We start from the raw sequence: 22,465 nt of genomic DNA, 5'->3' as shown, positions 1-22,465 counted from the left end.
CGGTTCAACTCAAAAAAAACGGCCCGCTCTGGCGGGCCGTTTTTGCATTCCGGATGAGAGCCATCCGGCTTCAGTCCAGATAATCCGTTTTGTCTTTGAACTCACAGAGGTCCTCGATGAGACAGGCGCCGCACTTGGGCTTTCGCGCAGTGCAGGTGTAACGCCCGTGCAGAATAAGCCAGTGGTGGGCGTCGAGCAGGAATTCCCTCGGCACCAGCCGCATCAGGCGTTTTTCCACTTCCAGTACATTCTTGCCCGGGGCAATGCCGGTCCGGTTCGATACCCGGAAAATGTGAGTATCCACTGCCATCGCTGGCTGGCCAAAGGCGGTGTTAAGGACCACATTGGCGGTTTTGCGGCCAACACCCGGCAGTGCCTCCAGGTCTTCCCGGCTTTCGGGTACCTGGCCGCCGTGCTTCTCAACCAGAATACGGCAGGTCTTGATTACGTTTTCAGCCTTGCTGTTAAACAGGCCAATGGTCTTGATGTAGTCCTTGAGTCCGTCGACGCCCAGAGCCAGTATGGATTCCGGTGTATTGGCTACCGGGAACAGCCTGTTTGTCGCCTTGTTCACTCCAACGTCCGTTGCCTGGGCAGACAGTATCACCGCAATCAGCAATTCGAAGGGGCTGGAGTAGTTCAGCTCTGTGGTCGGGCTCGGGTTGGCTTCCCGAAACCGGGTGAAGATCTCGGTACGTTTTTGTTTGTTCATCAGCTCTCAGTCAACTGCCGCTATGTATTCAGGAAACATGCCCGGTGACCCGGACGCGTTTGCTTCCGGCGGTTACCGGAGCAGGTGCGCTGGCCTTGCGGCGTTCTTCCAGATGGTTGTCGATGCCGTTTTTAAGGGCGATCAGCAGTCCGAGACCAACAAAGGCGCCGGGTGGGAGAATCATGAACAGCATGTCCGGATAATTTTCGAACGGGCGGATGACCCAGTCGGCAGCGGCCGGGCCGAGCAGCAGGTGCATGTCCACAAACAGGCTACCCTGGCCGATGAGCTCCCGCATGCCACCAAGTACCACCAGAACTGCCAGGAAACCAATCCCCATCATGGTTCCGTCGAGCAGGGCGGGAACTGGCGGGTTTCTGGACGCAAAAGCATCCGCGCGGCCGAGGATGGCGCAATTGGTCACAATCAGTGGTATGAAGATGCCCAGTATCTGGTAGAGCTCGTAGGTGTATGCCTGCATCAACAATTCGGCACAGGTCACGAACGAAGCGATAATCATGACAAAAGCCGGCAGGCGCACGGATTCACTGACGAAGTTGCGGATCAGCGACACCGCCAGGTTGGAACCCATAAGCACCATCAGCGTCGCCAGGCCGAGACCGATGGCGTTAACAACGGTGCTGGTAACCGCCAGCAGGGGGCAGAGTCCAAGCACCTGCACCAGTGCCGGGTTGTTGTTCCAGAGCCCGTCGCGGATGATTTCGCTGGAAGGTTTATCTGCCATGATCAGGAATGCTCCGTGTTGGATGATTCGCCGGCAATCGCTTCCGGATTCAGGTTCTTTTCCCTCAGGGACGGCGGCTCGTTAAGCCGCGCCCGTATTATCTGGCGATTCTCGCGGAAATAGATCAGTGCTTTCTGGACTGCCTTGACCACGGCCCGCGGAGTAATGGTGGCGCCGGTGAACTGGTCAAACTCGCCACCGTTCTTTTTGACGTTCCATTCCCGATGAGGTGGCTGGCCCAGGGATTTACCCTCGAAGCTCCTGATCCAGTCAGATTTCCTGGTCTCGATGCGGTCACCCAACCCGGGGGTCTCGCGGTGACTCGTGACCCGAACACCAAGGATCGTGCCCTGCATGTCCACGCCAACCAACAGATGTATTTTGCCGGAGTAGCCATCAGGCGCGACGATGGGCATGATCATACCTACCGGTTGGTCGTCCTTCCGGGCCACCCAGACGGTGACAGGGCCAGACTGTGCCAGGCGCTCACTGGCCGGCAGCTGCACGGTATCCCTCAGCAGGTCGTTGGTATGTTCGCTTTCGGGAATAATCTCGAAAAGCGCCTGTGCCTCTGCCCGGGCTGCCTGCTCCTGAATCCGCTCTTCGGTGAATACCTGGGTCACTGCAATGGTGCCACCGGTAATAACGGCGAACAAGCCGAGCCCGATGGCGCTGCGACGAATGGATTGTGTTATGGCGGCCATGAACTACCCCTGACTACCCGGAACACCCCGGCGGGGCTTGTGATGGCCGTAGGTCCGCGGTGGTGTGTAGTGGTCGATAAATGGGACGGCAAAGTTCATCAACAGAACGCTGAAGGCTACCGCATCCGGATAGTTGCCCCAGGTGCGGATCAGGAAAATCAGGATGCCGATCCCTGCGCCATAGATCAGTTTGCCCTGATGACTGGTGGCGGCAGAGACCGGATCCGTGGCAATGAAGAAGGCGCCGAGCATGGTACCGCCGGCGAGCAGATGAAGGGACAGTGGCGCGTACAGGTCTGCATTGTTGCCAAAGGCCAGGCTCATCAGTACAAGGCCACCGAGAAAACCGACCGGAATATGCCAGCTGATGATGCGTAAGCCAATAAGCAACAGGCCACCGGCAAGAAAGGCTGCATTGACCCATTCCCAGCCTTTGGCGATGCCGGCACCGAAGGTGGGGTGGGCCAGAACCTCGGCTGATGTGTGGGTGGTGATCTTGTGTTTGTATTCATCAAGGGGGGTTGCCATGGTCCAGCCGTCCACCGCTGTCTGCTGGCCGGAGGCAATGGTTGCCAGGGTTTCGCCGAAGCCCGGGGCACCTTCCCAGAGCATGGCCGGTTCCGCCCAGTTTGTGGTCATTGCAACCGGGAAAGACACCAGCACCAGCGCATAGCCAACCATGGCCGGGTTGAAGGGGTTTGAGCCAAGCCCGCCATAGAGCTGCTTGGCGACAACAATGGCGGATATGACCGCGACTGCCGACACCCACCAGGGTGTAAATTGTGGTAACGACAAGCCCAGCAGCAACCCTGTAACCGCTGCTGTGTTGTCTCTGACAAAAAAGGCTACCGGTTTTTTCCTGAGCCGGAGCAAAGCCGCCTCTGAGGCAACGGCAACGGCGATACAGGAGACGACGTTAATCAGATTGCCCCAGCCGAAAAACAGAGTCTGGGCAAACAGGCCGGGCACTGCCGCGATCATTACCCACAACATCACACGGGAGGTCGGACGGGCCCTGTGGGCATGGGGTGAAGACTGCTGAACAAACGCCATGAAAGTCGTGCCTGATGTCGTTTAGTGGGTGGGGCCGGATACGGTCGTCCGGTCGGCCGGTCCGTCTCGGGCCTCGGCCAGAGCCTCTTCGGCACGCTTTACCCGGTCATGATTCTTGGCGACGGCGCGCTCGAGCTTCTCCACGTTGTCCGCCTGTTGCGCTTTTGCTTCGTCAAGCATGCTCTGCATGGTCTCCAGTTTGGACCTGGCGTGGTCCAGCTGTTTCTGGAGATCCTCAATATCCGGCTTTTCCCCAGTGGCCCTGGTCGCGGATGGAGGCGTGGTTGCCCCGGTCTTTGCCTTCTTGCGGGCCAGGGCCTGCTCTACCAGAGCAGATCTGGCCGCCCGCTCATCAACGGCCTCACCTTCGGCCGCCGCTTTTTCCGCGTCGGCTTTTTTCTTTGCCTGGGCCTCGGCAGCAGCCTTTGCCCTTTCCTTGCGCCTCAGCTCTTTCTCTTCCTGCTCCCGCTCCAGCCGCGCCTGACGCGCTTCGAAACGCTCCCTGGCGCGGGCCGATTTCAGCTGTTCGGCCCGTTGCACCCGGATCTCGTCCTTGGCAAAGCGATAGTACTGGACCAGCGGGATCGAACTCGGGCAAACATAGGAGCAGGCACCACATTCGATGCAGTCGAACAGGTTCAGGTGCTCGGCTTTTTCAAACTCGGTGGCTTTGGCATGCCAGAACAGCTGCTGAGGCAGCAGTTCCATGGGACAGACCTCGGCACAAAGGCCGCAGCGGATACAGGGTTGTTCCGGCGGCGGGGCCGGAAGCTCAGCGGCTGTCGCCGCAATGACGCAGTTGGTGGTTTTAGTGACCGGCACTGCTTCGGTTGTCAGCGTATAGCCCATCATGGGCCCACCGAGAACCAGACGGCTGAGCCGGTCCTGGTGCACGCCAGCCTGCTCCAGCAGATACTTGATCGGTGTACCAATCAGCGCCTCAAAATTACCCGGTTCGTCGATCGCGTCGCCGGTGATGGTTACAATCCTGGCGATCAGTGGTGTGCCCTGGAAAACTGCCTGTGCCACTGCAACGGCGGTTCCGATGTTCTGGCACATAACCCCGATATCCGCCGGTATGCCGCCGCTGGGCACTTCCATGCCGGTGAGAATCTGAATCAGCTGTTTTTCACCGCCGGAGGGGTATTTGGTCGGAATCACCGCGATTTCGGTCCGGGTGCCCTCGGTTGCTTTACGCAGGGCGGCAATGGCTTCCGGTTTGTTGTCTTCAATACCGATGACACAGCGTTCCGGACGGAGTATCCACGCCATGACCTTCAGGCCGGCAACAACCTCATCGGCTTTTTCCCGCATGGTCATGTCGTCGGCGGTGATGTAAGGCTCACATTCAGCCCCGTTGAGAATCAGGGTGCTTACCTTGCGGTCCCGCGGTGGCCGGAGCTTGATGCTGGTCGGAAAGCCGGCGCCTCCCATACCGGCAATACCGGAGTCCCGGATAATCCCGAGGACCTGGTCACGGTCGAGGGTGCGGAAGTCACTCACCGGATTTCGGGAACACCATTGATCCTCGCCGTCCGGCCTTAGGGTTATGCACCAGTCAGCCATGCCCGAGGGGTGGGGGACCGGGTGTTCCACAATGCTTTCAATAACACCGGAGGTCGGCGCATGAACGGGAACGCCCATGCCGGTTTTGACGTCCGCAATTTTCTGGCCCTTCAGGACCCTCTCGCCCACTTCGACAACGGCCTCGGCCGGATTCCCGATATGTTGCTGAAGCGGCAGAATGAGGTGCTCCGGAATGCCTGCGCGGCGAATCGGATGAGCCGTTGAGATGTCTTTACGCTCCGGCGGATGGATGCCGCCGGGGAAATTCCACAGTTGAGTCATCAGGCATTGGCTCCATGGCGATCGGTGGCGATGAGCCCCGATGCCGGCGGCGTCCAGGTCCAGCTGCGGATGTCCGGCTCGACTGTCACCATATCGATACAGTCGACAGGGCAGGGCTCTACGCAAAGATCGCAGCCTGTGCATTCGCTTTCGATGACTGTATGCATATGCTTGGCGGCACCAAGAATGGCATCGACCGGACAGGCCTGAATGCATTTTGTGCAGCCGATGCACTCGTCCTCACGAATCACGGCAACACGCCTGACCTGCTCAACCCCATGCTCGGCATCCAGCGGCTCCGGCTCTATATCCAGCAGGCCTGCCAGGGCCTTGATGGTGGTTTCACCGCCGGGAGGGCACTTGTTAATGGGCCCGCCCTCCGCTATGGATTCAGCATAGGGGCGGCAACCGGGATAGCCACACTGTCCGCACTGTGTCTGCGGCAACAGGGCGTCAATTTCGTCTACTAACTGGTTGCCCTCTACCCTGAACCGTTCAGCGGCGAAGCCGAGCAGGGCACCGAATACCAGGGCGAGGGCGAGAAGAACGACCACGGCAATAAGAACGCTTGTCCACATAATCCTGCTCCTCCCAATCCCTGCCCCGTCAGACGCTGACCAGGCCGCCAAAACCCAGGAACGCCAGTGACATCAGCCCCGCAGTCACCAGCCCGATTGCAGCCCCGCGAAACGCAACCGGCACGTCAGCGACGGCAATACGTTCCCGCATGGCGGCAAACAAGACCAGCACCATGGAAAAACCAGCCGCTGCGCCAAAACCGTATAAAACCGACTCAACGAAGTTATTGTTCCTGTTTATGTTGAGGAGCGCGACCCCGAGCACGGCACAGTTCGTGGTGATCAGAGGCAGGAAGATGCCAAGCACCCGGTAGAGCAGTGGGCTGGTCTTGCGTACCACCATCTCGGTGAACTGCACTACGACTGCAATCACCAGGATAAAAGTGATGGTCCTGAGAAAAGCCAGGTCCAGGGGTTCCAGCAGGTAGGTATAGGCAAGGTAGCTGCACACCGACGCCAGAGTCAGCACGAAGGTGGTGGCCAGGGACATGCCCATGGCGGTTTCCAGCTTTCCGGAAACGCCCATGAACGGGCACAGGCCCAGGAACTGAACCAGCACGAAGTTGTTCACCAGAATGGTGCTGACCAGAATCAGCAGATATTCGGTCATTCGCCTTGCTCCATTGCCCGGCTGCCGGTTCTTACATGATCCGCATGCCGGGCGTGGCTCCGGAATCCGGAGACAGGATAAAGATATCCTCACCCCCCGGGCCCGCTGCCAGAACCATGCCTTCGGACATGCCAAACTTCATCTTCCGGGGCTTGAGGTTGGCAACCATCACGGTCAGGCGTCCCTCAAGATCTTCCGGCCTGTAGGCAGACTTGATACCAGCAAAGACGTTGCGTTCGCCATGCCCCACATCAAGGGTGAGCCGAAGAAGCTTGTCTGCGCCTTCCACATGTTCGGCTTTCACTATTTTAACAACCCGCAGGTCAACTTTCGCGAAATCTCCGAATTCGATCTCGTCGGCGATCGGCTCAAGATTGGTGGCAGGCGCCGGCTTCCCGGTCGCTGCAGGCAGCTCTTCTTTGGAGGCGTCCAGCATTTTTTCAATCTGGTCCATGTCCACACGGTTCATCAGCGGCTTGAACTTGTTGATGCCATGGTTTTCCAGTCTCTGCTCCCGCCTGTTCCAGTCCAGTGGGGCATTGAGGAATCCTTCCGAAGCTTTTGCAGTTTCCGGAAGTACCGGGGCCAGGTAGGTCATCAGCAAATGGAACATGTTGATGGCATTGGTACAGATGGCCTGCAGGGCGTCGTCCTGGCCATCCTGTTTGGCGATTACCCAGGGCTGCTCGTCGTTCACATACTGGTTGGCGATGTCCGCCAGCTCCATGATGCGACGCATTGCGCGGCCGAATTCCCGGGCCTCGTAGAAGTCTGCGATTTCATCCCCGGCATCGATAAACTCTTTCAACTTGTCGTGCTCGGTAACGGTGCCAAGCTGGCCGTCAAATCGCTTGGTGATAAACCCGGCACTGCGGCTGGCAATGTTCACTACCTTGCCCACCAGATCCGAATTGACGCGGGCGGCGAAGTCTTCCAGATTCAGGTCCATGTCATCGACGCTGCCGGTAAGCTTGGCGGCGAAGTAGTAGCGCAGGTATTCCGGATTCAGGTGGTCCAGATAAGTGCGGGCCATGATGAAGGTGCCCCGGGACTTGGACATCTTCTTGCCATTCACCGTGACAAAACCGTGGGCCCAGACCGCACTTGGCGTGCGGAAGCCGGCGCTGTGGAGCATGGACGGCCAGAACAGGGCATGGAAATTGATGATGTCCTTGCCGATGAAGTGATACACCTCGGCGGTGGAGTCCGCCTTCCAGAAGTGCTCGAAATCAATGCCCTCCCGGTTGCACAGGTTCTTGAAACTCGCCAGGTAACCAATGGGGGCATCCAGCCAGACATAGAAATACTTGCCCGGGGCGTCAGGAATCTCGAACCCGAAGTAGGGCGCATCCCGGCTGATATCCCATTCCTGGAGGCCCGCATCCAGCCATTCGGCCAGTTTATTGGCCACCTGGGGCTGCAGGGTGCCGCTACGGGTCCAGTTGGCGAGAAAATCCGCGAACGCCGGCAGGCGGAAAAAATAGTGCTCTGATTCTTTTTCGACAGGCGTGGCGCCGGACACCGCCGAACGGGGATTGATCAGCTCCGCCGGGGTATAGGTGGCACCACAGGCTTCACAGTTGTCGCCGTACTGGTCTTCGGTTTTGCACTTGGGGCAGGTGCCCTTGATGAAACGGTCCGCCAGGAACATGTTCTTTTCCGGATCATACGCCTGGATGATCTTGCGGGTAGCGATGTGATCGTTTTCCTGCAACTGACGATAGATGTATTCCGAGAACTGGCGGTTCTCCTCGGAATGGGTGGTGTAGTAGTTGTCAAAGCGGATATGGAAGCCGCCAAAATCCTGCTGGTGCTCTTGCCGGATGCGGTCAATCAGATTTTCGGGCGAGATACCCTCACGCTCGGCGCGGAGCATGATCGCAGTACCATGAGCATCATCGGCACAGACGTAGTAGCAGTTCTGGCCACGCATTTTCTGATAGCGCACCCAGATGTCGGTCTGAATGTATTCCAGTAGATGGCCCAGGTGGATGGGGCCATTGGCGTATGGCAGGGCGCTGGTTACCAGAATATCGCGCTGTTGCTTTGAACTCGCTTGCGTCATGTTTGGTCCGAACCTTCATTCGTCAGGAGTTGGCGTTCGCGTTTGCCGGCCTTGCTCAGGGTCAAAACTCTTTATGGCCAGAAACGGGCACAGATGATACCTTCCAAGCAAAGATTTTTCACCCGAAACACCTGCTTTCAACGCTTTATCCGGAGACTCTGATGGCACAGATTTCACAGCACGCACTGGAAACCGCCGTAAAACAGTACCGCGATCCCTACCTGGGCAAGGATCTGTATGAGCTGGGTGCAGTGAAATCCCTGACGACAGACGACCGCGGCAAGGTCATGGCAATGATTGAGCTGCCATATCCTTCAAAGGGAATCGCTGGTGCTCTTAAAGAGCTGCTTACCAATGCCCTTGATGACGTGGACGGCGTTGAGAGTGTCGAGGTGCACGTCGGGCAGCGCATTCATTCCCATAAAGGCCAGAAAGACATCCAGTCCGTGCCCGGTGTGAAAAACATCATCGCCGTTGCCTCCGGCAAGGGCGGCGTGGGCAAATCCACCACCGCCGTCAACCTGGCGCTGGCCCTGCAGGCCGAAGGTGCCCGTGTGGGCATACTGGACGCCGATATCTACGGCCCCAGCATCGGCATGATGCTGGGCGTGCCCGAAGGTAAGCGCCCGGACACCCACGAAAACAAATACTTCATCCCCATGGAGGCCCACGGCCTGCAGGCCAACTCCATGGCGTTCGTGGTCACCGACAAAACCCCCATGGTCTGGCGCGGTCCCATGGTCAGCGGCGCCGTCATGCAACTGCTGCAACAGACCCTGTGGAACGAACTGGACTACCTCATCATCGACATGCCCCCGGGCACCGGTGATATCCAGCTCACCATTGCCCAGAAAGTCCCGGTGACCGGCGCGGTAATCGTCACCACGCCCCAGGACATCGCCCTGCTGGATGGTAAAAAAGGCATCGAAATGTTCCGCAAGGTAGAGATCCCTGTGCTGGGGGTGGTTGAAAACATGAGCGTCCACATCTGCAGCAACTGCGGCCACGAAGAGCCCCTCTTCGGCCATGGCGGCGGCGAACGCATCGCTGAAGAATACGGCACCACGCTGCTTGGCCAACTCCCGCTGCACATGACCATCCGCGAACAGACCGACGGCGGCATTCCCTCGGTAGTGGCCGAGCCTGACTCGGAAGTGGCAAGACGCTACAGGGACATCGCCCGAAGGGTAGGCGCTGAACTGTCTACGAGGGAGAGAAACCTCACCGGCTCAATCTCGAGCGTCTCGGTAACAGAGCACTAGGAAACGCCACCGAAGCTCGATCGCAAGAACAGGCAGGGCCTTCCGAAACTGTGAAAAACATGGATGTTTTTCTCAAGCCTACAGGGATGTATTCACGGCGTGTTTCGGAAGGCCCTGCCTGTTCTTGCAGCCCCCAAGCTTGCGGGTGGAATTCAGAAGGCCAAAGCTTCGACAGACAAAAACCGAACAGGTAAACTACCGCCTCTTTTTTTATGGATACGAGACGTCACCCATGAGCATCAAATCCGACCACTGGATTCGCCGGATGTCCCGGGAGCACGGAATGATCGAACCCTTCGAGTACGATCAGGTCCGCGAAACCGGAAAAGGCCGCGTAATTTCCTACGGCACCTCCAGCTACGGATACGATGTCCGTTGCAGCAACGAATTCAAAATCTTCACCAACGTCCACTCCGCCACCGTGGACCCGAAGAACTTCGACGAAAACAGCTTCGTCAACTACACCGGCGACGTCTGCATCATCCCCCCGAACTCCTTCGCTCTGGCCCGCACCGTAGAGTATTTCCGTATCCCCCGCAGCGTACTGACCATCTGCCTCGGCAAATCAACGTATGCGCGCTGCGGCATCATCGTCAACGTCACCCCCCTGGAGCCGGAGTGGGAAGGGCAGGTGACCCTGGAGTTTTCCAATACCACCAACCTGCCCGCCAAGATCTACGCCAACGAAGGTGTCGCCCAGATGCTCTTCTTCGAGTCCGATGAAGTCTGCGGTACCAGCTACAAGGACCGGCGCGGAAAATATCTGGGACAAACCGGCGTCACACTGCCGCGAGCATGAGTGCCTTTACCCCCAGGAGAGATCCACAGTGAATGCCAATCAGTTTCTGAAAGCGGTATCACAACTGCAGGGCTGGCGGGAATTCACCTTCCTGATGGCCCTCGCGGAGCGCTCCTTTCCCAACTACGCCCTGTTCGCGGACGCCGTTGGACTGAAAACCGGCGCCAAAATGCGCCAGTTACTCGATCTGGGCTGGGAAATGCTGCAAAAAGATGCTCCCGAAGCAGCCATCCCCCAGCTATTGGCTAAACTGGAAGCCCTGTCACCAGATGTGAATGTCTACGATGCCTACGGTGTCTATCCGGCCTTTGATTTCTGCCAGTTGCTGGAGCAGGCGCTGCTTAACCGGCTCAATCCGGGCAAGCATCGCGCAACCGGCGCTTCACAGATGGCCACGGCGACAGTGGTGAACTTTATTGAAGTTTCTGAAGGGGAAAACCTGGAAGAGGACGAGCTGGTCCGGCTGCTGGAACAACACCCGTTAATGAAAGAAGACAAAGTGTTCCAGCGTGACCTGATACTCGCCCTCAAGCGTCAGCGAACCCCTACCAGCCAGTTTGTGGAACGTATCCGCGAGGACGCCGCCAACGAGGGCGTGAGCAACCTCGGCATTTCCCTGCACGACTGAGCAGCGGCGCTGCCGGCTCTGTCCTACACTGGGATTACAACCCGTCTTTGAATCGGTACAGACAAGCACCATGAAACTCTCTTCGTTCGGCCGAAAATTCACCGCAGATGCGGGCATCACCTCACTGATGGATGACCTTGGTAATGCCCTCGCATCCGGCGATGACATGATCATGATGGGCGGTGGCAATCCCGGCCATATTCCCGAAATACAGCAGCGGGTTCAGCAGATCCTGGCGGAGATGGCCCGGAGTGAGGGGGATACGCGCCGGCTGGTGGGTATTTACGATCCGCCCCAGGGTGAGAAACAGTTTATTGCCTCGCTGGCGGAGTTGCTGAACCGGGAGTACGGCTGGGGTCTGAAACCGGAAAACATTGCGCTGACCAACGGCAGCCAGGCCGCTTTCTTCATGTTGTTCAACATGTTCGGCGGCGACTATGGCCATGGGATGCGCAAGCACATCCTTCTGCCCCTGGCACCGGAATACATCGGCTATGCCGACGCGGGTATCGAGCCCGGACTGTTCCACGCTGTGCAACCGGATATCTCCTTTACAGATGCCCACGAATTCAAATACCGGGTGGATTTTGACGCGGTTGAGGTCACCGGCGAAACCGGCGCCATCTGTGTTTCCCGCCCCACCAATCCCACCGGCAACGTGGTCACCGATGACGAGCTGGCCCGGCTGGAAGAGCTGGCTCGCCAGCACGACATCCCGCTGATTGTGGATGGGGCCTATGGCACGCCTTTCCCGAACCTGCTGTTTGTGGATGCGACACCCCGCTGGAATGAGCAGGTGATCCTGTGTCTCAGCCTGTCCAAGTTCGGCCTGCCGGCGGTACGCACGGGCATCGTTATTGCAGCCGAGCCCGTGATCAAGGCGCTGTCGGGTATTAACGCCATCATGAATCTCGCCACTGGCAGCTTTGGCGCCATGCTCGCAGAGCCTCTGGTGCGTTCCGGAGAAATCCTGTCACTCAGCCGTGACGTGGTCTGCCCCTTCTACAAGGCCAAGATGGAACGGGCGGTTGCCGCGTTTCGCGCCGCCATGGGTGAAGACAGTTGCCGCTGGTATGTCCACAAACCCGAAGGTGCCATGTTCCTGTGGCTGTGGTTCCCGGACCTTCCCATTACCAGCCTTGAGCTCTATCAGCGGTTGAAGGAGAGGGGAGTGCTGGTCGTATCCGGACACTACTTCTTCCCGGGATTGCCCGAGGATGACTGGCAGCATCGTCATGAGTGCCTGCGGGTTACCTACTCCCAGGATGATGAGCGAGTCGCCGAAGGGCTGCGCATTATTGCCGACGAAGTGAAAGCCGTATGGGCGGCTGTCGGAAAGTAACGTGCTGAAAGTCTAGCGATCAAAGGAGGCTTCGCTGATTGTCAGCTCATACTCGCTGCCATCCGGCTCCACCTGCAGGAAGCGGATGAGCATGTAGTCGCGCTCAGGTGCGAACCACATCAGTGATTGTCGCTTGCTATCGCTGTCGCGAACTTTCTCTGCCTTGAGGGTTCTGAGCTCCTCGCCATTGATGCGCGTTGTTTCCTGGTCAATGACGGCAAAACGGTCGGTGTCGTAGTCGCCCTTGTCGATAACAAGGTATTCCATTTCGCGTTTGCCGGCTTTGATGTCCTGGCTCAGTTGCAGCTGGTAGCCCATGGGGTCCATGGCACCTTCTTTCAGTTCCATCGAAAACCTGTCGCCCTCATGGTGCCCGCTGACCACCATCTTGTCCCAGTCAAAATCGATCGCTTCCTCTCTCTTCCTGATCAGGAAGCCGGAAAGTTTGTAACGGTAACGCAGGGGGATCACCTGATTGTTCTCCCAGCGGAAGATCAGCGACTCATCAATATCGGCGATGAAGGAGTCCACGTCAGTGCGGAAATGCCAGGTGCCGTCATCCCTTTGTTCGAGGATGCGGCGGGCACTGCCTTTGAGGGATATGCCTCTGTCCATGGAGGCGTTGTAGCTGAGCTCCATGGGCCGGAGAGGAATCTCCTCCGCTGCCTCCGGAGTCTGTGTATCTCCTGCAGTCTGCCCTTCTTCTGAAGCCTGTGCATGGGTGGCGCCAATGAGAAGTGCCCAGGCCACTATGGCTGGCAGGACTGCGGAGCTGTATTTCAGGGGCATGGGAATTCCTCCGCTGGTACAATGGCTGGTGTGCCTGTGTGTGGACAGTCTAACGCGCCCGATGGCACCCGGAGATGACGATAAAGTCACCCGGCCGATGCTGCAGCACCGTCGTCCGGAAGCACCATGGGCCCGTTCAGGGGCTGACCGTCGAAAACCACGTAGTCTGAGCCGAGCTGAATGCGACCTTCGCAGAACCAGCGCACAACGATGGGGTACAGCACGTGTTCTTTCTGCTGGACCTTTTCGGCAAGGGACTCCGGGGTGTCTTCCGGAGCCACACTGACCTCTGCCTGGGCGATAACGGGACCGCCATCCAGTTCCTCGGTAACAAAGTGAATGGATACACCGTGCACCTTTTCTCCCGCCTCCAGCGCGCGCTGATGGGTGTTGAGTCCGGTATATTTCGGCAACAGGGAGGGATGAACATTCAGCATGGTGCCGCGTAACGCCTGAACAAAATCCGTGGTCAGAATACGCATGAATCCTGCCAGCACAATCAGGTCCGGGTTGTGGCGGCGGATCTCCGCCATCAGCGCACCATCAAATTGCTCGCGGGAATCATAACGGGTGTGGTCTACGGCGAAGGTATCGATGTTCGCCTGTGCCGCCCGCTCCAGGGCGAAAGCCTGGGGACGATTGCTGCCCACCGCCACAATCCGGCCCGGAAAATCACGCTCACGGCTGGCATCAATCAGGGCTTGCAGATTGGTACCGCTTCCGGAGGCCAGGACCAGAATACGGGGTGCGGTTACTGAATCTGCTTTCATACCGACAACAGCCCCGGCGCATAGCGAATAGATGCCGCGGAGGCGGAGTCTGCCGCCGCTTCAATAACACCGATCTGCCAGACGTTCTCTCCGAGTGCGTTCAGGGTGTCCAGTGCCAGTTCACGCTGATTGGCCGGAATGCATACAATCATGCCAACGCCACAATTGAAGGTACGGTACATTTCCTCACTGGCGACTCCGCCGGCATCTTTCAGCCACTGAAAAACGGGGGGCAGCTTCCAGCTGTCGGTGTCAATAGCCGCAACCATGCCGTTGGGCAGAACCCGGGGAATATTCTCCGGCAGGCCGCCGCCGGTGATGTGGGAAAGTGCACGAACATCCACCTCACGGGCCAGTTGCAGCAGGTTTTTTACATAAATGCGGGTTGGCGCCATCAGTGCCTCCGCGAGCGTTACGTCGGCAACAGTCTGGTCCAGGTCGGCGTTGCTGACCTCCAGAATTTTGCGGATCAGTGAATAACCGTTGGAATGCGGGCCGGAAGAGCCCAGGGCAAGCAATACATCGCCCGTCTGTACACGAGTGCCATCAATGATTTCGCTGCGTTCGGCAACGCCCACACAGAAGCCGGCCAGATCGTAATCGTCACCCTCATACATGCCCGGCATTTCCGCGGTTTCTCCGCCCACCAGGGCACAGCCTGCCTGCTCGCACCCGCTGCCAATGCCCTCAACCACCTGGGCCGCAACATCCACGTTCAGTTTTCCGGTGGCGTAGTAGTCGAGGAAGAACAGAGGTTCCGCGCCACCTACAACAAGGTCGTTGACGCACATGGCAACCAGGTCGATGCCGATGGTGTCGTGTTTGTTAAGCTGCATGGCAAGCCTGAGCTTGGTGCCTACTCCGTCTGTGCCCGACACCAGAACCGGCTCGTGGTAGCCCTGGGGAATGGCAACCATGGCGCCAAAGCCGCCGAGGCCACCGAGAACTTCCGGCCGGCGGGTGCGCGCAGCCGTGTTTTTGATGCGGTTGACGAGTTCGTTTCCTGCGTCAATATCAACGCCGGCATCACGATAGGTGAGGGAGGGCTTCTGTTCGCTCATGGAGTGCTTAACCGTTTGGACAGTGGGTCAGGCGGCGGATTTTAACAGGTGCGGAGTGGTGCTCCAAATGCAATTGCAATGTTTGGCGCAGTGGGGGTATCAAGGAGTTGTATTGGCTCTGTGCAAGCGCGGTTAACTACTCACACCAGGGACCTTGGTGTATCCTATCCGCCATTCAGACGAATTGCAGGGTGGTTCATGCCAGACTCAGGAAAAATCTCGATGCAGGCAGCGCAGATACTCCGTCGGTCATTGCGGCTATTCGGTCTGCTGGCGCTGATGGCGGCTCCGGCCGCCGCCGTTACCGTTACCGGCCTTTATTCGGTGGAAGTGCCGGTGGCGAGTTCCCAGCCAGAAGATCTGGAGCAGGGCTATGCCGCAGGCCTCAGCCGTGTTTTCGTGCGTGTTTCCGGCACTCGCGATGTGCTGGATAATGAGGGTGTTGACGCACTCCTGAGCAATGCTGAATCCCTGCTGCAGTCCTACCAGTTTCTTCGCTCAGATGAGAACAACCACCGTTTGCGCATGTCATTTGGCGCTGTAGGGGTCAATCGTGCGCTTGCGTCTGTCGATGCACCGGTTTGGGGGGCGAACCGGCCTCTCACGCTGGCATGGATTGCGGTGGAAGAGAGCGGCCGTCGCACCCTCGTGCATGCTGACGGGGAAATCGGCGGGGCGAATGGTCAGTGGCGGCAGATATTGCAGGGGGCGGCTGTTGACCGCGGCCTTCCGGTAACCCTGCCTCCCGAGGAGTTTGGGCAGGACCGGGAGCTGTTATCCGATATATGGGGTCAGTTCACCTCCAGTGTGAGGAGCGCTTCCGAGGAGCTTGAGCATGATCTGGTGTCATTGGTGAGAATCAGCCGGTCCGGCTCGCAGTGGCGTGCCGGATGGGTGTTTGATGGTATGGGCCTGGACAGCACGGAACAGTCAGTCACCGCCGACACCAGGGAAGAGCTTGCTGCCCGACTTATCGGGCGCTGGGCCGAAATGTTTGCGGACCGTTATGCGGTTGCCGGAAGTGATGTGGGTGAATCGCCGCAGGTCGATATTGTTGTGCACGGTATTACCAGCCTGACGGATTACGCCAGTGTGAACAGGGTACTCAAGAACCTGTCGCCGGTAGTTGAAGCGGGCGCTACCCAGGCTCGAGAGGACCAGTTAAAGCTACGGCTCGTGTTTTCAGGTGAAATGGAACAGCTGAAACAGTACATTGCGCTTGCTCCGCGCCTGGTACCGCTGTCTGATGCGGAAGTATCCCGGATACCGGTCCGCGACAGCACCGATCCGGGAGACCGCAGCGATTCCGCTGAAGGTGACTCCGACGAGTCCATTTTGCCGACGCCCGAAGGTGGAGTCGCGCTGGCCGAGGACAATGCAGAGAACAGCAGCGCCACGGCTAACCCTCTGTTCGTATACCAGCCGTTGCTGGTTGATGAACAGGAGTCGGAGCAGGCGTTCGAGTCACTTTACCAGGTGTTGCACTACCGCTGGCAGCCAGCTTCGATCATCAACCCGGAAAACGGAGAGTAATTTCCGGGTGCCGCAGGGAGAGGGAAGCGTGTCATGACGATGCACCGCTGGCGCTGGATTCCCAATGCCCTGACGTTTCTGCGCATCGTGCTGATTGCCCCTTTTGCTGCCGCGCTGATGGCCAAGGAATACCGGATCGCACTGGCCATTTTCTTCGTTGCGTCAGCCACGGATGTCATTGATGGTTTTCTCGCCCGTCATTTCGACTGGCGGACCCGTCTGGGCGCTATTGCGGACCCTTTGGCCGACAAGGCCCTGCTGATTGCAGCGTACCTCATGCTTACCCTGACCGGCGTCTTGCCACCATGGCTGTTCGGGCTGGTGCTGGGCCGGGATCTTCTGATTGTCTGCGGCGGACTGGCTTTCCACTACGGGATCGGCCGCTTTGAGTTGAAGCCCTCGCTTCCCGGTAAACTCAATACGCTGATCCAGATAGTGGTTGTCCTGGCGATTATCGTTCTGCTGGCAGGCTTTCCGATGCAGCCCTGGGTTACTGAAGCGGGAATTCTTCTGGTGGCGGTTTCCGCGGTGTTCAGCGGGGGGCACTATATCGCCATCTGGAGCCTGAGGGCCTGGAGGATCAAGAGACAGTGAGTGCATCGCAACTGGTGCTGGGTGTTAAACTTCGGGATGACGCCCGGTTCGATAATTTTCATGGCGACAGAAATGCAGCGGCAGCGGCCCGTCTGAGAGACGTATGCGAGCGATCAGCTCCGGTACCCGTCGTTGCCGTCTGCGGCGATGCCGATACTGGCAAGAGCCATCTGTTGCAGGCGGTTTGCCACCATGCCGAACAGCGTGGACAGAGTGCCGTATGCGTCAGTGTGACGGAGTTATTACCGTTCGGACCGGAGGCGTTGACAGGCCTGGAAAACCAGTCGGTGATCTGTCTGGACGACCTGGATCTCATTGCCGGCCTTGAAAACTGGGAAGAAGCCGTCTTCCATCTGTACAATCGGGTAAATGATCGCGGCAGCATGATGGTCGTCAGCCTCTCCGAAGTGCCCGGCGAGCTGCCGTTTCTGTTGCCGGATCTGGTATCACGGCTTCGCCACGGTTTGACGATCCAGCTGGGAATCTACCGTGATGATGACCGTTTACGGATTCTCATGGCCAGGGCCGAACAGCGTGGACTGGTTCTCGGCGACGACGTGGCAGTATATATTCTCAGGCGTGCACCGCGAAAACTTGCCGACTTGCTGGCAATACTGGATCGCCTGGACGAGAACTCATTACGTGCCCAGCGTCGACTGACGATACCCTTCGTGAAGTCGGTTATGGGCTGGTAGGGCCAACCAAATACAGGGACAAAGTCAGGGGAACAAGATGAGACGAGTCGTGTTTAATCAGAAAGGTGGTGTCGGTAAATCCAGCATAACCTGTAACCTGGCGGCCATCAGTGCCGCCCGGGGCAAGCGCACACTGGTCGTTGATCTCGACCCCCAGGGCAATTCAACCCATTACCTGCTGGGCAAACCGGCAACGGAGCTGAAGGACACCGTGGCGGACTATCTGGAGCAGATGGTGGCATTCACGGTGTTCAGCCGGCGCGCTGATGAATTTGTTCACGCTTCGCCCTTTGATAACCTGTTTGTCATGCCTTCCAGCCCGGAGCTGGATTTTCTGGAGCACAGGCTGGAAGCAAAGCACAAGATCTACAAGTTGAGGGAGGCACTGAAAAAACTGGGCGAATCGTTCGATGAAATCTACATCGATACGGCGCCTGCGCTGAACTTCTATTCCCGTTCGGCGCTGATCGCGGCACAAAGGTGCCTCATTCCCTTCGATTGTGACGATTTTTCCCGCCAGGCGCTGTACAGCATTCTCCAGGAAATTCAGGAGTTGCAGGAAGACCATAATGAAGACCTGGTGGTGGAAGGCATTGTCGCCAACCAGTTCCAGCCGCGAGCCAGTTTGCCCAAAAAGCTGGTTCGTGAATTGATGGACGAGGGGCTTCCGGTATTGCCGGTGAGACTGTCCAGCTCGGTGAAGATGAAGGAGTCTCACCAGAGCCGGCAGCCGTTGATTCATATGGCGCCCAAGCATCCCCTGACGCGGCAGTATGAAGACCTGTACCGGGTGCTCCATGGAGAAACTGTCGAGCTGGAACCATTGGCCGACTGAGAGCGAATTATGGCAATTCAACCCGACCATGCCGCCCAGGTAGCTGAGCGCCTGTTGCAGATCGAGACCGAACTGCGGCGTATGGGTGCGTGGGAAACGGATCCGCCGCCTGACGAGGCGTTGCAAAGTACGAAACCGTTTGCGGTGGATACCCTGGAGTTCACCCAGTGGCTTCAGTTTGTGTTTGTCTGGCGCATGAAAGTATTGATTGAAAACGAGCAACCATTACCAGAGGTATCCGGCATGGCCCCCATGGCCGAGGAGCATTTCCGGGGCAGGAGTGAATCCGGTCGCCGCCTCGTTCGTGAACTGGCGGAGATGGACCGCCTGCTTTCCGGGCCGTCGTGATTCGTCAGTTGGTCTCTTCCAGCCGCATTGAGAGGTCAACTGCCCGTACATCCTTGGTCAGCGCCCCGATGGAAATATAGTCCACGCCTGTCTCTGCCACCGGTACCAGGGTGTCGCTGTTTATGCTGCCTGAAGCCTCCAGTTTTGCGGCGCCGTCGGTGCGGGAAACCGCCTTCTTCATATCATCCAGTGAAAATTCGTCCAGCATGATGATGTCTGCGCCAGCGGCAAGGGCCTGCTCCAGTTCATCAGAGTTTTCGGTTTCCACTTCCACCGGGCGGCCGGGGGCGATGCGTCGGGCCGCGGCCACTGCGTTGGCAATCGAACCACAGGCGGCGATATGATTTTCCTTGATCAGAAACGCGTCCCAGAGGCCAATGCGGTGGTTATGGCAACCACCGCAGGTTACCGCGTATTTCTGAGCCAGTCTCAGGCCCGGAAGTGTTTTACGGGTGTCAAGCAGCCGCACGCCGGTATGGGCAACGCGCCGCGCATAGGCCGTGCATGTTGTGGCGACGCCGGAGAGCATCTGAAGCCAGTTGAGGGCCGTCCGTTCGGCGGTGAGCAGGCTGCGGGCCGGTCCTGCCATGGTAAACAGCACCTGGTCGGGATTTACTTCGTCCCCGTCCTTGACCTGCCAGTCCAGCGTAACGCTTGAGTCCACCTGCCTGAAAACCTCCTCAACCCAGGCCCTTCCGGCGATGGTTGCAGTTTCGCGAGTGATAACCCTTCCATGGCTGATCCGGTTTTCGGGTATCAGCATAGCGGTGATATCGCCGTCCCCGATGTCTTCCCGGAGGCTTTGGGCGACGGTTTCTGTGCGGGATTGGCGAAGCAGTTCTGCTGGGATCATGGTCAAGGTTCCGGTCCTGAATTTTGGGATCTTGTACGCAATAGGGTCGAGATAATGATTCTAAAGCCCGGCCGCGCATTCACCAAACGGAGGTGAACCGGAATCCTAAACTGTGATGACCGTCACTTAAACACAAAAGGTGACAAATTCTGACACAAGGTGACGTGGGTAAGGCCTAAGATGTCTGATAACAAAGATTTCCAGTTACCGTCCGGAGTAGCCGAATGGCGCAGGATAACAAGGTTGTAAGCTTCAAAGCCCGGAATTTGCCGGACAGGTTTTCCCTGCCGGGCTCGCTGGTGCGCCTGCGTGACGTATCCGGTCGGTCGCTGAAGGCGGTGATGTCCGGTTTCTTTGACAAGGCCGACGATTCGCTTTTCGAGTTGGCTGACAAGGCCAGCACCAATCAGGATCAGACCGCCTATTTCGATGCCATGCGGGAACTCCGGTTGCGACGCAAGAACATGACGGTGTCTGTTCTGCAATACGTCAGCCGCGCTTTCAATGAAATTGGCTCCTTTCGTCCAGCCAGCGGAAGCCGAACCCTGGATGAAGTTGAGCAGGATTCCCTTGCCCTGATGGACCACGCTGATCTGGAGCAGCAGGTAGCCATCGATAACCTGATCAACAAGCTTCGCAACCAGCATGCCGAAGCAATCGGGTTGCTGAATGTCCGGGTCTCCCACCTGGTGCCCTCGGCAGAACTTGATGACAGCCAGATGCCTCTGAGCCCGGAAGTGATTTGTGGGGGCGTCGCAGAAGCCTGTGCTGACCTGGACATCGACATTCGCGCCAAACTGGTGGTGCTGAAACTGTTTGATCGTCTGCTGGTCGGGATTCTTGGCGATGTCTACAAAGACGCAAACAAGACTCTGATCGCCGAAGGCGTGTTGCCGGACATGCGCCGTGCTCCTGCCGGGGGGCGTCCATCTTCAGGACGCGCGCCCGGGGCCGCCGGGAGTGGAGGCATACTCTCTGAAAAGGCAGGATCTGATTCGGCGGGGCCGCTGACAGCGCCACCCGGGGATGTTGGTGCTACCTTCTCCGAGCTCAGTGCGTTGCTGCACAAGGGGCAGAGCGGCGCCACAGGAAGACCGTCCGGAGGGACGGTATTGCTGGATACCGGCGCCCTGATGCTGCGACTGAGTGACATACAGGCGCAATCCCTCCATTGGCGCCAGGGTGAGGTGGTGCCTTTGTCTGAGCAACTGCAGCCAGTTTTCCGGGCTGAAACAGGCGGCGCCTTCAATGTCGGTCAGGTCGACAACGATGTCATCAACCTGGTTTCCATGCTGTTCGACTTTATTCTTGAAGACCGTCAGCTTCATCCCGTCATGAAAGCCGTCATCGGGCGTTTGCAGATTCCGGTGCTGAAGGTGGCTCTGAGCGACAGGAACTTCTTCAATCGCGGCGGGCATCCGGTAAGAAAGTTGGTCAACGAATTGGCCATGTCGGCCATTGGCTGGACTGAGAAAAAAGCAGGCCAGCGAGACCCCTTGCGGGAAAAAATCGAATCGGTCGTTGACCGTGTCCTGAATGAATTCACCGACAATGTGGACCTGTTCAGCGAGTTGCTCAGTGACTTCGGGCATTTCATGGACCTGGACCGCCGCCGGCGGGAGTTGGTGGAGCAGCGTCTTCGTGACGCAGAAGAGGGTCGGGCCAGACAGGAAAGGGCTTCCAGGGCCACAGAAGCACTGTTGAGCGAGCAGATGACTGGCCGGGATCTGCCTCCTCAGGTGGTCACGCTGCTGAATGAGGCGTGGTCGAAATATCTGCAGTGGATTGTACTGCGTGAGGGCGACGACAGTGAGCGCTGGCAGGCGGCAACTGAATTCACCCGCCAGCTGGTCTGGAGCGTGGATCCGAAGCCGGTCGAAGAAAGCACCCGGAGTGAATTGCTGAGGGCAATCCCCGGCATCGTTGACAGGCTGCGGTCTGCGCTGCAGGAAATAGCCTGGGATCCGTTCGCCACCGACGCCGCTATAAGGGATCTTGAGCTGGCCCATGTGGATGTGTTCCAGCGCCTGGTGACAGCATCCCGGCACCCGGCAGCTGCTGAAAAGCCGGTACAACCTGAAACCCCCGGGGATAAAATTTCTGCCGCTGCCCATCCGCAGGACAGAGAACTGCCTGCAAAAACTCCGCAATCCCCGGAACCTTTGACAACACCCGAACCGGCTGCAGCAGTTTCTGAACCGGTCGTTTCCAGGGCTGCCGAAGCCCCGGAGGCCGGCAGTGGCGTTGAGCTACAATGGCTGGAGCGTGCTGATGGCCTCCGTGTCGGATCCTGGATCGAGCTGATTCGCGACGGTGGCAAGATTCGCTGTAAACTGGCCGCCTTTATCAAGGCAACGGGCAAATACATCTTCGTTAATCGCAGTGGTGCGAAAGTGGCCGAGTATCAGCGCGAAGATCTGGCCATGGCCCTGGCGGCGGAAGAAATCACCATGCTTGATGACGGTCTGATTTTCGATCGAGCCCTGGAGTCCATCATCGATAACCTGCGTAGCAGTCGCAAGGACTGACTGCATAGCAAGGTCTCCCGCTTTGTGCTTCAATCACTGGCACGAACGTAACAGAGGCGAATGGTGATAAAACCTTCGTCGCCGGCCAGCTGGAAATACATTGTCTGAACAAA

At 58.1% G+C, this 22,465-nt stretch carries 22 protein-coding genes; 10 read left to right on the top strand and 12 right to left on the bottom strand.

The window, feature by feature from the left end; genetic code table 11:
* Positions 1–70: 70 nt before the first annotated feature.
* Genes nth through metG form a run of 8 tightly spaced genes read right to left on the bottom strand, consistent with a single transcriptional unit; the run spans position 71 to position 8,315 of the window.
* Entirely contained in the window at positions 71–712 is a 642-nt protein-coding gene (gene nth, locus DIT72_RS17540) for an endonuclease III (RefSeq protein WP_135956534.1), read from the bottom strand.
* 28 nt (positions 713–740) lie between these two features.
* Positions 741–1,457, bottom strand: a complete 717-nt coding sequence (locus tag DIT72_RS17535; protein WP_135956533.1) for an electron transport complex subunit E — start codon at positions 1,455–1,457, stop codon at positions 741–743.
* 2 nt (positions 1,458–1,459) lie between these two features.
* Positions 1,460–2,161 (bottom strand): electron transport complex subunit RsxG, encoded by a 702-nt coding sequence (rsxG, locus tag DIT72_RS17530; protein ID WP_135956532.1) that lies wholly within the window; start codon positions 2,159–2,161, stop codon positions 1,460–1,462.
* A gap of 3 nt (positions 2,162–2,164) precedes the next feature.
* Positions 2,165–3,214: an electron transport complex subunit RsxD gene (gene rsxD / locus DIT72_RS17525; RefSeq protein WP_135956531.1), complete on the bottom strand. Its 1,050-nt coding sequence runs from the start codon at positions 3,212–3,214 to the stop codon at positions 2,165–2,167.
* Positions 3,215–3,235: 21 nt separating this feature from the next.
* On the bottom strand, positions 3,236–5,062 hold the full coding sequence (rsxC, locus tag DIT72_RS17520; protein ID WP_135956530.1) for an electron transport complex subunit RsxC: 1,827 nt from the start codon (positions 5,060–5,062) through the stop codon (positions 3,236–3,238).
* A complete protein-coding gene (gene rsxB / locus DIT72_RS17515; protein WP_135956529.1) occupies positions 5,062–5,640 on the bottom strand; it encodes an electron transport complex subunit RsxB in 579 nt (192 codons plus the stop codon). The genes rsxC and rsxB overlap by 1 nt, the downstream gene beginning before the upstream one ends.
* 28 nt (positions 5,641–5,668) lie before the next feature.
* Positions 5,669–6,250 carry an electron transport complex subunit RsxA gene (gene rsxA / locus DIT72_RS17510; RefSeq protein WP_135956528.1) on the bottom strand — a complete coding sequence of 194 codons (582 nt, stop codon included), beginning with the start codon at positions 6,248–6,250 and terminating at the stop codon, positions 5,669–5,671.
* 31 nt (positions 6,251–6,281) lie between these two features.
* A complete protein-coding gene (gene metG, locus DIT72_RS17505) occupies positions 6,282–8,315 on the bottom strand; it encodes a methionine--tRNA ligase (RefSeq protein ID WP_135956527.1) in 2,034 nt (677 codons plus the stop codon).
* 161 nt (positions 8,316–8,476) lie between these two features.
* On the opposite strand from metG, the gene apbC reads away from it, so the two are divergent.
* The 4 genes from apbC to DIT72_RS17485 all read left to right on the top strand — a co-directional run bounded on the left by apbC (position 8,477) and on the right by DIT72_RS17485 (position 12,346).
* Positions 8,477–9,577, top strand: coding sequence for an iron-sulfur cluster carrier protein ApbC (gene apbC / locus DIT72_RS17500; protein WP_135956526.1), 1,101 nt, complete (start codon positions 8,477–8,479; stop codon positions 9,575–9,577).
* A 232-nt stretch (positions 9,578–9,809) separates the two neighbouring features.
* Complete coding sequence (gene dcd, locus DIT72_RS17495; protein WP_135956525.1) at positions 9,810–10,376, top strand: dCTP deaminase; 567 nt, start codon at positions 9,810–9,812, stop codon at positions 10,374–10,376.
* Positions 10,377–10,404: 28 nt separating this feature from the next.
* A complete protein-coding gene (locus DIT72_RS17490) occupies positions 10,405–11,004 on the top strand; it encodes a YjaG family protein (protein ID WP_135956524.1) in 600 nt (199 codons plus the stop codon).
* A gap of 70 nt (positions 11,005–11,074) precedes the next feature.
* The gene (locus DIT72_RS17485) at positions 11,075–12,346 is read left to right on the top strand and encodes a valine--pyruvate transaminase (protein WP_135956523.1); all 1,272 of its coding nucleotides are present in this window, start codon (positions 11,075–11,077) and stop codon (positions 12,344–12,346) included.
* Positions 12,347–12,358: 12 nt separating this feature from the next.
* Here the strand turns inward: DIT72_RS17485 and DIT72_RS17480 are convergent, their stop codons facing one another.
* From DIT72_RS17480 to purM, 3 genes are all read right to left on the bottom strand, one after another.
* Positions 12,359–13,135 carry a DUF3108 domain-containing protein gene (locus tag DIT72_RS17480; RefSeq protein ID WP_135956522.1) on the bottom strand — a complete coding sequence of 259 codons (777 nt, stop codon included), beginning with the start codon at positions 13,133–13,135 and terminating at the stop codon, positions 12,359–12,361.
* 86 nt (positions 13,136–13,221) lie between these two features.
* Positions 13,222–13,905 carry a phosphoribosylglycinamide formyltransferase gene (gene purN / locus DIT72_RS17475; RefSeq protein WP_135956521.1) on the bottom strand — a complete coding sequence of 228 codons (684 nt, stop codon included), beginning with the start codon at positions 13,903–13,905 and terminating at the stop codon, positions 13,222–13,224.
* On the bottom strand, positions 13,902–14,966 hold the full coding sequence (purM, locus tag DIT72_RS17470; protein ID WP_135956520.1) for a phosphoribosylformylglycinamidine cyclo-ligase: 1,065 nt from the start codon (positions 14,964–14,966) through the stop codon (positions 13,902–13,904). Before purM ends, purN begins: the two co-directional genes overlap by 4 nt.
* A gap of 222 nt (positions 14,967–15,188) precedes the next feature.
* Here purM and DIT72_RS17465 point away from each other — a divergent pair, with 222 nt between their 5' ends.
* From DIT72_RS17465 to DIT72_RS17445, 5 genes are read left to right on the top strand one after another with little or no spacing between them, the layout of a single operon-like run.
* Positions 15,189–16,499 carry a DUF2066 domain-containing protein gene (locus DIT72_RS17465; protein WP_135956519.1) on the top strand — a complete coding sequence of 437 codons (1,311 nt, stop codon included), beginning with the start codon at positions 15,189–15,191 and terminating at the stop codon, positions 16,497–16,499.
* Positions 16,500–16,532: 33 nt separating this feature from the next.
* Positions 16,533–17,093, top strand: a complete 561-nt coding sequence (locus DIT72_RS17460; protein ID WP_169450043.1) for a CDP-alcohol phosphatidyltransferase family protein — start codon at positions 16,533–16,535, stop codon at positions 17,091–17,093.
* Complete coding sequence (gene hda, locus DIT72_RS17455) at positions 17,090–17,788, top strand: DnaA regulatory inactivator Hda (protein WP_135956518.1); 699 nt, start codon at positions 17,090–17,092, stop codon at positions 17,786–17,788. Before DIT72_RS17460 ends, hda begins: the two co-directional genes overlap by 4 nt.
* A gap of 37 nt (positions 17,789–17,825) precedes the next feature.
* A complete protein-coding gene (locus tag DIT72_RS17450) occupies positions 17,826–18,623 on the top strand; it encodes a ParA family protein (protein ID WP_135956517.1) in 798 nt (265 codons plus the stop codon).
* A gap of 9 nt (positions 18,624–18,632) precedes the next feature.
* Positions 18,633–18,971, top strand: coding sequence for a YqcC family protein (locus DIT72_RS17445; protein ID WP_135956516.1), 339 nt, complete (start codon positions 18,633–18,635; stop codon positions 18,969–18,971).
* A gap of 4 nt (positions 18,972–18,975) precedes the next feature.
* Here the strand turns inward: DIT72_RS17445 and nadC are convergent, their stop codons facing one another.
* Positions 18,976–19,824, bottom strand: a complete 849-nt coding sequence (gene nadC, locus DIT72_RS17440; RefSeq protein WP_135956515.1) for a carboxylating nicotinate-nucleotide diphosphorylase — start codon at positions 19,822–19,824, stop codon at positions 18,976–18,978.
* A 224-nt stretch (positions 19,825–20,048) separates the two neighbouring features.
* On the opposite strand from nadC, the gene DIT72_RS17435 reads away from it, so the two are divergent.
* A complete protein-coding gene (locus DIT72_RS17435) occupies positions 20,049–22,352 on the top strand; it encodes a DUF1631 domain-containing protein (RefSeq protein ID WP_135956514.1) in 2,304 nt (767 codons plus the stop codon).
* Positions 22,353–22,465: the final 113 nt, after the last annotated feature.

It is taken from the genome of Marinobacter orientalis (assembly GCF_004792665.1).
Lineage (GTDB): Bacteria > Pseudomonadota > Gammaproteobacteria > Pseudomonadales > Oleiphilaceae > Marinobacter > Marinobacter orientalis.
Note: the sequence above shows the minus strand (reverse complement) of the source record. Positions and strands in the feature narration are given on the sequence as shown.